Here is a 13,069-nt window from a genome sequence, read left to right as displayed (position 1 = left end):
ACACCCTGATCCATTAGCATATTTTACACGCCCTGCCCCTCCCCCCCCGACCTTACCGGGTTTTGCTACCGCTAAACCACAGGATGCTCTTCCAAATAGTACGCATAACGGGCTGTCGCGTATTCATTTCGTGTGCCCGCCCGGGAAAACCGCCGGTTTTTGAAAACGGCAAAAAAAAACCTCAAACTATCCCCCTAGAGCTTTTTTATAAAAAAATCTAAAAAAAAGACGATCACGACCAAGGGTATAAGGCAGGAAAAACACTCACAAAGGCAGAAGCCCGGAACAGTATTCACCTCACCTTATTGAACAGGCCAGTGGACCCTAACGAATCGAAAATAGCTGGAAATGAAGAAAAATGCATTACCGGTATCGGCATAAGAAGCGGTGCCGGAGGAGTCATCGACTATGAAACGATCATCCGCCGGAGCTTCGAAAGCGATCATTTGAAAGGGTGTGAATTGCTATTCAAACGCTACTACCAGTCGCTGTGCAGCCATGCGGTACGCTTCGTTTATTCGAGGGCCGCAGCTGAAGACATAGTAATGGAAGTCTTTAGCCGTTTTTGGCAGCATAAAATTTACAATTCGGTCGAAACTTCCTACAGGGCCTATCTTTTTACTACAGTCAGGCATGCAGCATTTGCCTATTTAAAAAGTGAATTCGGAAAAGAACAGACGATAGCAACTCCCGTAGATTTGCCCAACGGGCCCGAGAATTCCTGTACGCCCCAGCAGTTGCTGCAATACCATGAACTGCACAGCAAGATCGAGGATATACTGAAGGCCTTACCGCCACAAAGTCAGAAGGTTTTTATTATGAGCCGGTTTGAAGGCAAAAAAAACCAGGTCATCGCCGACGAGCTGAATCTCTCCACTAAAACGATAGAGGGGCATATCACGAAAGTCCTTTCCATTTTAAAACGTTCTCTGCACGAAAACGGCTTTATCACCATGATCGCTGCCGTATTCTCACTGGGTGACAGGTTCCTAGTTTCCTTTTTTCTAATACATTTTTTTACGCAGGTATGAACCAGGAGTTGTTCCGCGTTTCGGTACAGGCTCTGTTTGAAGGGCGTGCCACACCTTTGCAAAAGACCCTGATCGCCGGTGCCATGTCCGATCAGACTTACCGGGAGCTGTATTTCATTCTGCTCGAAGAATGGGAAGCACGGAACCCCCAGCTTATTCTGGATGCCGAAGGCGCTTTTGACCGCTGGCAACGGCGGCAGGTTACTTCAAAAAAGGGCGTGCCGGGAAATGCTGCCGTGAGTAAATCCCTTTATAACAGGCTTTATCTGGTCGTTGCCGCATCGGTTCTTATTCTTTCCGGATTGTCGGGATACCTGTTCCATGACCGTATCCTGAACCGCACCTTCAGTACGAAATACGGCGAATTGAAAACTGTCTACCTTTCAGACGGTAGCAGGATAACCCTGAATGCCAATTCTTCAGTAACGTTTCCCCGTTTCGGTTTTGGAAAGTCCGGACGGAAAATTTTTCTCGACGGGGAAGCAGAGTTTTCTGTGACCCACCTGCCTGGCCACCGGCCCTTTATAGTCCGAACGGCCAACGACCTGGAGGTAAAAGTACTGGGAACCGAATTTGTCGTATACAGCCGACCGAAAGGAAGTAAAGTGGCCCTTAGCAAAGGCAAGGTGCAGCTTATTTCCGGCAAAAGCCGCAATATCGGGCCTATGATCATGAAGCCCGGAGATATTGTCACGGTATCGGACAAGGGAGCACTTGACTGGAAGCATGAGCAGGCAGCAGCCATGCATGCCGACTGGAAACACCATCGGTTTACTTTCAACAATACTTCCCTGTCGGCAATAGCAGGGCAGCTCAATGATGTTTTCGGGGTAAATATTATCATCCCCGATTCCTCGCTGGCAAAACGTACCATCGGAGGCACCTATGAAGCCGATTCCGCGGAGAAAGTGCTTCATATACTAGCTGATGTCCTGGAGATCAGAGTGTTTCCGAACGCCGCATCCGACCGCTTTCCTCCTACTTATACCCTTACCTACTGACCTTTCAACTAATTCCAGATGTTTATGAAGAAAAGTAGACGTACTCTGTCTGTTCTTGTACTGGCAGCGGCGACATTTACCGTCCCGGACCTGCGGGCGCAGCTGCTGTCGGCTCATTTTCAGTCTATACCGCCTTCAGGAACAGAGCCTGTCCAGGCCGGCCAGATGACGCTCCGGGATGCGATACGAAAATTCCGGAATCATTTCGGTGTGGATGTCCTTTTCGAAGAGAAGGTACTGGAAGGAATTACCGTTTCATCAGGTAAGCTCCATTTTGACGGCGACGCCGAACGGGGACTTAGCCAAATCCTGCAGCCTTCCGGGCTACGAATGAAAAAGGTAGATAAAAAGACTTTCGTTATTCTTTCCGGAAAAGCGAAAGGCGCGGGTATCCCCGCATATCCCCCGACGTTCCCGGTAGAAAACGGGGCGCCCAGCATGCCGGCAATTAATGTCGTTGCCCGCGGAGAAGCGGATATAGCTACAGCCGACCGTGTTATTACCGGGAGGGTCGTTTCGGAAACCGGTGAAGAGCTGCCCGGTGTAAGTGTTATGATAAAAGGCACCCAGGCCGGGACAGCCACCGACGACCACGGAAACTTCCGGATACCGGTACCTGACAACAATAGCGTACTGATTTTCAGCTTTATCGGCTATATCCGGGTAGAGATGGCGGTGGGAGCAAAAAGCCACCTCGATGTAGTTCTGAAAGCAGATAACCTGATGCTGGACGAACAGGTCATCGTCGGATACGGAGAAGTCAAAAAATCAGACCTCACGGGCGCGGTAGCGTCTATACAATCCAAAGATATCACCAGGGCCAATCCGGTCATGGCTGCCCGGGCGATCCAGGGACAGGTTGCCGGCGCTACCGTCACCAAGTCGAGCAACCGGCCCGGCGCCGGCTACGGCATTACGATACGCGGTGAAAATACAATCAACTTCTCTACGGAACCACTGATTGTTATCGACGGTCTGATGGGCGGCAACCTGAACAACCTGAACCCGAATGACATTCAGTCGATGGATATTCTCAAAGATGCTTCCTCGACCGCTATATATGGCTCCAGAGGCGCCAATGGCGTCGTAATTATCACCACCAAAAAAGGTGCTTCCGGACAGCCCAGAATCAGCTACGACGGATATGTGGGTGTAAAAGCGCCGGCCCGGCTGCCCAAACTCATGACCAGCGAACAGTTCTACAAGGTTACCCATACCGACCGGGTATTGGAAGGAGTTGCACCCGCTACCTTCACTGCAGCCGAGATGGCCAATATAGAGAGCGGCCGAACAACCGACTGGGTCGACCTCATCACTGATCCCGCTTTGCAAATGAGCCAGAACATCAGCGTTTCAGGCGGAAATGACAATACCACCTACCGTTTTTCCGGCGGGTACCTGAACGAAAACGGGAATGTACTGCACACCGGTTACAAAAGATACAATCTCAATGCCGGCCTGGACAGCAAACTCGGCAGACTTTTTAAGGCCGGATTCACTTCTTACGTGACCTACAGCGACCAGGCTCTCGGATCAATGGAATCGCTGCGCGGCGCCTACCGGGCCCGTCCCACCGGAACGGTGTCCTACCAGGATTTGGCCAACCCCTCCGAAAACCAGGACGTTGATATCAATGGCGTTGCAGTATGGATGGGGATCAATGACAAGCAGGTACCCAACCCCCTGCTGGATATCGCCCCGGTAAATTCCAAGCTGCAAACCACAGTTTCCACCATAATGGGAAATGCCTACGTGGAGTTCCTGCCCGCCCGGGGTCTCAGCATCAGGTCGTCCTTGTCTGCTTCCTACAGTTCGGAAAGAGTGGGCGACTACCGTGGCACCTGGTCAAAATCACAGATCGGGAACAAGCCCCGAGCCCAGTACGACAGCCGGATCATGGCCAGCTATACGTTCGATAATATCATCAATTACAGCCTGAACATCGACAGGCACCGGATCAATTTCACCGGATTGCAGAGTACCTTCTACCAGCGGAATGAAGCCTACCAGATCGCAGTGAGAGATCTGCCCTTTGCTTCGGACTGGTATGCCATTAACAACGGAACCGTGACAGGATACAACAGCTCGCTTGTAGAACGATCGCTGCTGTCGTTTATGGGACGGGTCAACTATTCCTTCGCCGACCGCTACCTGCTGACACTGACCGGACGTTCGGACGGAGCGTCTCAGCTTTCGGAGAACAACAAATGGGCGTTTTTTCCCTCGGTAGCCCTGGCTTGGAGACTAATTGACGAACCTTTTATGACGGACGATTTCCGTGCACTTTCCGACCTCAAGCTGAGGGTCAGCTACGGTCAGGTAGGCAATTCTACCGTGAGTCCGTACAGCACCCAGGCCTCGCTCCTGAATACCGGGTACGACTTTGACGGGTCACCGGCGTACGGCTTCGCACCCGCAAACCTTGGCAACAAAGGCCTTCGGTGGGAAAGGAGCAAGGAAATCAACTTAGGGATCGATTTCGGGTTTATCAGAAACCGGGTATCAGGTACGCTCGAGCTGTATAACAGAAAAACAGTAGACCTGATCCTGAACCAAAAAATCCCCACAGTGTCCGGCTTCTCCCAGGTAATCGCCAACGTGGGTGAAATCGGGAACCGGGGAATTGAATTGACCCTGAATACGGTCAATATCTCCAAAAACAATTTTTCATGGAATACCACACTGACGTTTACAAGAAACCGTAACAAGCTGCTTTCACTGTATGGTGACGGGCAAACCGAAGACAAGGGTAATAACCTGTTTGTCGGGCGCCCCATAAGAGCCAACTTCGATTACAAGTTCGACGGGATCTGGCAACTTCCTGAAAAAGACCAGGCGGCTGTCTACAAGCAACAGCCTGGCTCGGTCCGGGTAGTGGATCAGAACAACGACGGCGTGATCTCTTCAACAGAGGGTATCGACGACCGTGTCGTGCTGGGCACGCAGTTGCCCAACTGGCTGATGGGGTTCACCAACCGGTTCAGGTACCGGAATTTCGACCTGTCGATGTTTATCTACTACCGCAACGGCGTACAGTACCGGAATAACACACTGGCCGGAACGTTCGGAGAAGTGAATAATACCCGTTACAACAAGCTGGCTTCGCTGGACTACTGGCGCAGTGACAATCCGTCCAATACCTACTTCGGGGTTGCAGTGCCTAACCCCTACCGGAATGCCATTACGTACCAGGATGCAAGCTTTCTGCGTATTTCCGACATCACCGCCGGTTATACGCTACCGGCAGCCCTGATCAGCAGATGGAAGATGTCGAACGCCCGTGTCTACGTTCAGACCATCAGTCCGTTTGTTTTCACGAAGTTCACAGGATTTGACCCGGAGTTCAATTCATCCATTTACCAGGATGACATCCCGACCGCAATTTATACCCTTGGGCTTAACATCAGCTTCTGAGCATGAGACAGGAATCAAAACAGGTCCCCCCAATGAGCAAATCAAAGCGTCTTTCCACCTACAGCTGGTCTTTTCGCATGAAATCAAAACATCGTTTGCGGTCTGTGGCGTTCGGGCTGTTCGGGCTTTGCCTTTTTTCGACCGGGTGCGGCGACGACTTCCTGGTTGAAAAGCCGGTCTCTACGCTTACTACCGATGTCTACTACAAGACGGAAACCGGGTTTGAAGACCTGGTCAAATCCTGCTATCCGCTTCTCCGCAATATCTACCAGACCCGTGCGCTCGTACTGAACGGAACGGATATCTTTTCGTCGGGCACCGGGTGGTCTGCTTCCCAGAAAGTAGATCCGGACGCGCTCGATGTATACGATACCCGCCTGAACGGCGCAAACGGGGAACTTCTGGCTTTGTGGCGCCTGCTGTATGCCGAAATCGGCAGAGCCAATACGGTAATATCCCGGGCGCCCGACGTAGCTATGGACGAATCCCGGAAGAATATAAGGACAGCCGAAGCCAGGTTCCTGAGAGCGCTCTGCTATTTCTACCTGGTTCAGCAGTGGGGCGATGTACCGATGCCGCTGGTTGAAACCACGACGGCAAGCAAGGAAGCCAACCGGGCGCCGTCTAAAGACGTCTACAAACAAATAATAGACGATCTCACCCAAAGCGAAACCAGGCTCCCCGTCACAGCATCCGACTACGGGAGAGTGACGAAGGGGGCCGCCCGGTTCCTGTTGTCGCGCGTCTATCTCACCAGGGGATGGAATTTTAACAACGCATTGGGCGGAAGTGATGCCGACTTCCAGAAAGCACTGGAATATGCCGACATGATCATTGAATCGTATCCGCTGGCCGCCCGTTACAAAGATCTTTTCCCGACCAGGTCAGAAAATCCCCTGACTCAATATACGGGCGCACAGAACGACAAAAACCCGGAAATTATCTTTTCAGTCCAGTACAACTCCGACGTGCTTACCAATAAGACCGACCCCGCCTTCCCGGTAGATATCGCGGGAGGAAATAATCTTCACTCCATATTCGGCGGAGGCGGAGAGGGATTTGCCGGATCCGTCGGCAGGACCAGCGACTATAACCGGTACCAGTCTCATCACATAGTTACCCCGGCGGTATACCGCATGTTTGACCCGGATCTGGATACGCGTTACGACCACAACTTCGTGGAAGTGGGCTATGCGCTGTCGAACGTAAGCAATTTCCTGCCCGTCCGTCTCAACCCGAACAACAAGATCAACATCATAAAAGGCGACACAGTCTGCTATTTCAGACCGTGGAACAATCCCGCCACTACCCTCGATGAAAGAGGATTGGACATCGGCGGGAAGATGCGCTATGCGGTGATCAACGTGGACGAATATGGCGGAGCTTATTCAAGGCTATCGGGCTACGGTGCTGGAGACCATCCGATGATGTGGAAATTCTGGCAGCCGGGGATCGCCTATGGCGATTCCTACGGTACGTTCAATGAAGCCATATTCCGATCGGCAGAGGCCTATCTCATAGCCGCCGAAGCCATTCTGAAGGGAGCCGGGAACGGGAAACTGGGCACAGCAGAAGCTTATTACAACAAAGTGGTTGACAGAGCTTTAAAAGAGGTTGGCGGCAACCCGAAATGTGCGGCCCAGCCGGATAATCTTACCTCCCTTGAGGTGACCTCCTACCGCGCTACCGCCGCCAATATTTCCATAGACATGATTCTCGATGAGAGAGCCAGGGAGCTGATGGGTGAATATAGCCGCTGGTTTGATCTGAAACGAACCGGTAAGTTGATAGAACGGGTCAACAAATACAATCCCTGGGCGCAAAAGTCATCTGAAATTGGCGACAGGCACTACCTGCGACCAATCCCCCAAAGCGAGATCGACCTGTCTTTCCCGACAATGAGCCAAAACGAAGGTTATTAGTAAGCCCCCCTCTACTGCAATGTTGTTTCCCCGAAAGCCCGCAAAACCGGGCTTCGGAAACAACGCTGCAGCTCATGGGCTTCTTTCTGACGCAGTGAGGTACCGACAAGGGTACCAGTAAAAATCTCTTTGTCCAATCAAAAATGAATCGTCGGGATTTCCTTTCTAAAGCCGCTACGACAGCTGGTCTGTCGCTACTTTCACCGGGACTTTTTGCCGGTAGAACGACAGCATCCCCATGGATGAACTATGATTTCAAGCCATTCAGAGAGGGCCGGTTTCCCGTACCGGTTGTGCAGGTCACTCCCGATGACGGCTTTTATATCCATACCTTTTATGACGTCTGCCCCTGGAGCCCCTCCGGGAAAATGCTCGCGCTTACCCGCCTCCCCTACCAGGGCCGGAAGCCCGTATGGGGAGATACCGCCGGCGTTTGCGTGGTTGATCTTCCGAACCGGCGGATCAGGGAAATATACAGAACCGCGGCCTGGTCTTTTCAACTGGGTGCTAACGTGCAGTGGGACAGCGTTTCGGACCGGTACCTCTATACCAATGACCTTATTAACGGAGAAGCGGTATGCGTAAGGATCGACCTGGAAAGCGAAGAAACACGGGTATTCGCCGGATCGAAGTACGACCTCGCCCCGGATGGCCGTTCAGCCATAAGCCCAAATCTTCTCAATATGAACATCCACCAGTACGGTTATGCCGTCCCTGACGGTCCGGGAGGGCATCCTGTTCCGTTTGTCCCGGCAGACATGGAAAGTGAAGGTTTATGGCATACGAACCTGGAAACCAATACCAAAAAGATGCTTGTCCCGATGAAGCGTTTTTTTGAAACTGCAGCCGATAAAGACCGGTATACCGGAAGTATTGGCTACCTGTTCCACTCTAAGTTCAACCGGCAGAACACCAGGATCCTCCAGGTATTCAGGGCCCAACGGGAAAACAAAGGAAGAAATGCCTCCCTTTTCACCATGAACACCGATGGATCCGGACTCCTGCAGTGCCTCAGTGCCGGGCACTGGAACCAGCTCGCCAGATCCGGCGGGTCCGGGAACCATCCGAACTGGCACCCGGACGGTGAACATATTATTATGAACTGCGTACCCACCTGGATGGGTTTCGATGAGATGATGTTCTGTCGTTTTCGCTATGACGGTTCAGGGTTCACAATCCTTTCCGAAAAGCATCGCGGGAGCGGACATCCTGTTATGGAACATTCGGGCCGGTACCTGGTGGCAGATGCCTACCCCAAACAATCCTATATCAGTTCGGCGAATGGCGAGGTGGCCATCAGGATGCTGGACACAAAAGACGACACAGAGCTGAGGCTTTGTAATATCCCTAATGACGTGGGAGGCGGCATCCGGCAGTCAAGGGCCGGTGAAGCTGACTCTGGCGGCAGCCATTACAAGCTCGACCCTCACCCTGCCTGGAGCCGCCATGGCCGTCAGCTTTGCTTCAACGGAGCCCCGCTGGGGCAGCGCAAGGTGTTTATAGCAGACTTGAAGAAATTACTATTATAATGAAACTGAGCTATTTAAAATATATCCTCTTTTTGCTGGCAGCCACCCGCGCTTATGGGCAATCCGCAACGCCGCTTACCGTCTTTCTGCAAACGCCCAAACCTGCCGGCAATTCTGTTATAAGGATAAACCCCGTCGTATTAATGTGGCCCTACCGGAAAGGCAGCGGCATAACCTACGACGTGCGCCTTTCTATGGACAGCCTTTTTTCCCGGGAGCCGGTATGGAAAGCCAGGGAATTGCCGGGAGCCATGTATAACCCGCACCGGTTGCTTGAGAAAGGAATCTGGTACTGGCAATACCGGGTAAGCGGGAAACAATGGTCGGAACGCCTCAAATTCCTTGTTCCCGAAAATGCCGTTTCCGTAGTGTCCCCTGCGCCGGAAAAGTTTCTTGGCGGCATTCCCGAAGGTCATCCGCGTATCCTGGCTGACCCCGGCCAGGACTTCCGCAGCTTTGCAAAGCGGGCGGAAGCACTGGCAATACTCAAGGAAGCGGAGCAGGCACTAAGTGTCGAAATGAAAACAGGAAGCGAAAACCTGAACCCCAAAGCCGGCCGGGATAGTCTGACGGCGCTGCAGGAGGAAAGGCGCCAAAAAGATGCAGTTGTGAGGATCGGGCACCGCATTCGTAACACAGTGATCCCGCTTTGCCAGGGCTACCTGCTTACAGGCGACCCAAGATACCGGGACAAAGCGATCGGGATTGCGATGCAGATCAGTTCCTGGGGTCCCGGTGGCATCTCTTCTCAAAGTGATTTTACCGACGGGATATCCATGTACGGCATGGCGCTCGTTTTCGACACCTTCCATAATCATCTGGACAGTGAAAAAAAAGCGCAACTGATCAGGTCCGTTAAGGTGAGAGCAGACAGGTTTTACAACCACTGGGTTAACAATATAGAATCGAAAATCCTGAGCGGTCATGTATGGCAATTGCTGTTAAATGAGTTTTTTAAAACCGCCCTGGCGCTTTATGGGCACGAGGACAAAGCCACTGAATGGCTGAGCTATGCTTACGAACTTTTTCTGGGCAGAACACCGGTACTGGGAGGTATCGGCGGAGGTTGGGCAGAAGGAGCTTCTTATTTTCGCATGAACATAGACATGCTGGTTGACATACCCGAAAAAATAAAGCGCTATACAGGATTCGATTTCATAGCCAGTCATCCCTGGTACCGCAACCAGGCCGACTGGCTGATCTACCAGGTACCGCCTGGCGGATCTGCCGACGGCTTTGGTGATAATACCGAGGAACTATCAACGCCGCCGCCTTTTTTTGCGGCCTATGCGGATGTAATGGGTAACCTCCTCGACGATTCCAGGTTCCGCTGGTATTTGCAGAAAATGCACGAGCTGCAGGATTTCGACCTCGCCACGGAACCTGTGCTGAGGTGGCACCGCCTGGTTCATCCCACTGTTTCGTCCGAAAAAAAGCCCGGAGATCCGCCCCGGCTCCGGATGGGCCGTGTATTTCCGGAAGCCGGCGTTGCCTCCCTCCATACCGATCCGCTACACCCCGGGCATGACATCATGGTGGCGTTCAGGGCGAGCCCCTACGGAGCGTACGGGCATGCCCATGCCGATCAGAATACTTTCAACGTGATGGTTGACGGCAAACGGCTGTTCTTCAGAACCGGCTATAAGGTGGCGATGAATGATCCCCACCGCCTGGGGTGGAGCATGCATACGAAAGCGCACAACGGCATTCTCGTCAACGGTAAGGGCCAGCCTTACAGTATTGAAGCGGGCGGCAGAATACGCTATTTTCTGCAGGGCAAAACACTGGCCTACGTGGCCGGGGATGCGTCGGGTGCATATAAAAGTAAAGAAAAGTCCGTTGACTCGGGGTTGAGAAAATTTTTGCGGCATATTGTTTTGCTGAAACCCGGGATACTGGTCGTTTATGACGAGCTGGAAGCAGAAAACCCGGCCATATGGTCATGGCTGATTCACAGTCTTGGGCACATGACTATTGATTCGGCCGGCAACGGGTATACGGGTAGGACCGGGAGCATAACCGGAACCGGTAAGCTCTGGAGCTCCGCGCCTTTGTCATGGTCGTTAAAAAACAAATTCGACGTGCCCGCGGTGAGCTACAGGAGCAGCCCCGGCAAACCGGGGAAAGAATATAGCAACGATCAGTGGCACCTGGCCGCCACCAGCTCCGCTCCCACCCGGGTCATGCGTTTTCTTTCGATAATAAGAATCCAGCGCGATAACAACCAAATAATAGAAGTCAGGGAACTGCCCGGGTCTGCAGACGATGCGGTAGTGATAGAAACCGCAGGCTGGAAAATCAGTGCTAACCTTTCAGAGAACCTGCCCCTGTCCCTTCGCATCGGATCGGCTTCGGAAGATGTAATTTTCTCCCTATATGACACTGAAATAAAAGCAGGGAACCGAATTTTCACGGGTCAGAGAAAGCACGGTCCTAAGTTGTGGGAAAGTACCCGTGAAGGCGATAAACTCTTTGAAGCAGAAGATTTTATTAGCGACTTTTAAGCATTTTACTGCAGGTATACAGGAGAGTTTAAATGTTTGAAATGAAAAAGATAATAGTACCATTCCTTTTAGCCGGGCTCACGGCGGCATCCGTTCGAAACATCCCGGATCAGGTTTCTCCGTTACCTGCTCCGGTGCGGCCCAATATCCTCTTTGCGATAGCCGACGACCAGTCTTTCCCGCATGCATCGGCCTACGGCAGCAAAACATTCCTAACCCCGGCTTTTGACAACGTAGCGGCCAGGGGAGTGTTGTTTAACAATGCATTTGTAGCAGCCCCCCAATGCAGCCCTTCGCGGGCGGCATTGCTGACCGGCAGGAACATCTGGCACTTGGAAGAGGCCGGCACGCACTCCAGTTATTTTCCGAAAAAATTCCCCGTCTTCACCGATGCGCTGGAAAAGTCGGGCTATTTTATCGGCTATACCGGCAAACCCTGGGGTCCGGGTAATTTCGAGGAAGCCGGCTGGCACCGGAATCCGGTAGGCCCGGCTTATAACACACATCAGGTAAAGGCCCGCCCGGCGGAGGGCATCAGCAGAAATGACTATGCATCCAATTTCAGCGAATTTCTCTCCAAAAGGCCTGCAGGGCAACCCTTTTTTTTCTGGTACGGCGGCCAGGAACCACACCGGGGTTACGAGGCGGGTTCAGGCGCTAAATCCGGCCTGACGATCGCCCGGTCCGAAATTCCCGGCTTCCTGCCCCCTGCCGACACGATCACGTCCGACCTGCTGGACTATGCGTTGGAGATAGGCTGGTTTGACAGTCACCTGGGGAAAATGCTGGCTATGCTGAAAGAGAGAGGCGAGCTGGACAATACGATCGTCGTGGTAACTGCCGACAACGGAATGGCATTCCCTTATGCGAAGGCAAATCTGCAGGAATCCGGCATTCACGTACCACTCGCCGTCTGTGGTCCGGGGGTAAGCGGGAAAGCACGCCGGGTGGACGACCTGGTAAGCCTGCCTGATCTTTGCCCGACATTTCTTGAAGCAGCCGGCCTCCCGGCTTTTGTAGGAACGACGGCACATTCGCTTTGGCCGGTCCTGAAAAACCGGAAGTCGGGCCATATCGATCCCGAGAGAAATTATATACTGGCAGGCAGAGAAAGACACACCCATGCCCGGCCCGACAACCTTGGGTACCCGGCGAGGGCCATCCGGACGGCCGATTACCTTTACATTGTTAATTTTTTCCCGGAACGATGGCCCCTAGGCGACCCGCCGCCGCGGAACAACAGCACAGCAGCTGCCTCCGACTCCAAACCCATCGCGGGCGGATATGAAGACATAGACAGCTCGCCTTCCAAAACCTTTCTGATAACACACCGCGCGACGTACCCTGACCTCTTCAGGATAGCTTTTGAAAAACGCGGCAGCGAGGAGCTCTACGACATCAGGACCGATCCGTATTGCCTGCAAAACCTTGTCTTAACCGGGAGCACTGAGAAAATCCGGCGGGAACTAAAAAAAGAGCTTCTGGAAAAACTGGCCCGGCAAGGCGATCCCCGTGTGACGGGAGGCGGAGAAGTGTTCGACAGTTATCCGCGGTTCGGCCCGATGCGCCCCTTTGACGGATTTAAAGAAAGAGGAGCCTATAACCCGGCATTTATACCCAAAAAACACTAGCCCGATTGGCCCGAGATACCTCTCACAACTCACCGCT

General features: G+C 52.7%; 7 protein-coding genes. All 7 read left to right on the top strand.

Annotation, left to right across the window (positions count from 1 at the left end; all coding sequences use genetic code 11):
• The first annotated feature begins 317 nt into the window (after positions 1 to 317).
• Positions 318 to 1,031, top strand: coding sequence for an RNA polymerase sigma-70 factor (locus ABD852_RS00810; RefSeq protein ID WP_345026084.1), 714 nt, complete (start codon positions 318 to 320; stop codon positions 1,029 to 1,031).
• Entirely contained in the window at positions 1,028 to 2,032 is a 1,005-nt protein-coding gene (locus ABD852_RS00805) for a FecR family protein (RefSeq protein ID WP_345026083.1), read from the top strand. Before ABD852_RS00810 ends, ABD852_RS00805 begins: the two co-directional genes overlap by 4 nt.
• A 24-nt stretch (positions 2,033 to 2,056) precedes the next feature.
• Positions 2,057 to 5,446 carry a SusC/RagA family TonB-linked outer membrane protein gene (locus tag ABD852_RS00800; protein ID WP_345026082.1) on the top strand — a complete coding sequence of 1,130 codons (3,390 nt, stop codon included), beginning with the start codon at positions 2,057 to 2,059 and terminating at the stop codon, positions 5,444 to 5,446.
• 32 nt (positions 5,447 to 5,478) lie between these two features.
• Positions 5,479 to 7,368, top strand: coding sequence for a RagB/SusD family nutrient uptake outer membrane protein (locus ABD852_RS00795; RefSeq protein ID WP_345026081.1), 1,890 nt, complete (start codon positions 5,479 to 5,481; stop codon positions 7,366 to 7,368).
• A gap of 143 nt (positions 7,369 to 7,511) precedes the next feature.
• Positions 7,512 to 8,897: a TolB-like translocation protein gene (locus ABD852_RS00790; RefSeq protein WP_345026080.1), complete on the top strand. Its 1,386-nt coding sequence runs from the start codon at positions 7,512 to 7,514 to the stop codon at positions 8,895 to 8,897.
• Complete coding sequence (locus ABD852_RS00785; protein ID WP_345026079.1) at positions 8,897 to 11,401, top strand: DUF4962 domain-containing protein; 2,505 nt, start codon at positions 8,897 to 8,899, stop codon at positions 11,399 to 11,401. Before ABD852_RS00790 ends, ABD852_RS00785 begins: the two co-directional genes overlap by 1 nt.
• Before the next feature lie 41 nt (positions 11,402 to 11,442).
• Positions 11,443 to 13,032 (top strand): sulfatase family protein, encoded by a 1,590-nt coding sequence (locus tag ABD852_RS00780; RefSeq protein ID WP_345026078.1) that lies wholly within the window; start codon positions 11,443 to 11,445, stop codon positions 13,030 to 13,032.
• The last annotated feature ends 37 nt before the right edge of the window (positions 13,033 to 13,069 follow it).

Source organism: Ravibacter arvi (assembly GCF_039540405.1).
GTDB classification, from domain to species: Bacteria; Bacteroidota; Bacteroidia; order Cytophagales; family Spirosomataceae; genus Ravibacter; species Ravibacter arvi.
Note: the sequence above shows the minus strand (reverse complement) of the source record. Positions and strands in the feature narration are given on the sequence as shown.

Bases quoted from the DNA above. Each gene is read 5' to 3' on its own strand.
- ABD852_RS00805 (WP_345026083.1), top strand. From the start codon at position 1,028: ATGAACCAGGAGTTGTTCCGCGTTTCGGTACAGGCTCTGTTTGAAGGG.
- ABD852_RS00800 (WP_345026082.1), top strand. From the start codon at position 2,057: ATGAAGAAAAGTAGACGTACTCTGTCTGTTCTTGTACTGGCAGCGGCG.
- ABD852_RS00795 (WP_345026081.1), top strand. From the start codon at position 5,479: ATGAGCAAATCAAAGCGTCTTTCCACCTACAGCTGGTCTTTTCGCATG.
- ABD852_RS00790 (WP_345026080.1), top strand. From the start codon at position 7,512: ATGAATCGTCGGGATTTCCTTTCTAAAGCCGCTACGACAGCTGGTCTG.
- ABD852_RS00785 (WP_345026079.1), top strand. From the start codon at position 8,897: ATGAAACTGAGCTATTTAAAATATATCCTCTTTTTGCTGGCAGCCACC.
- ABD852_RS00780 (WP_345026078.1), top strand. From the start codon at position 11,443: ATGAAAAAGATAATAGTACCATTCCTTTTAGCCGGGCTCACGGCGGCA.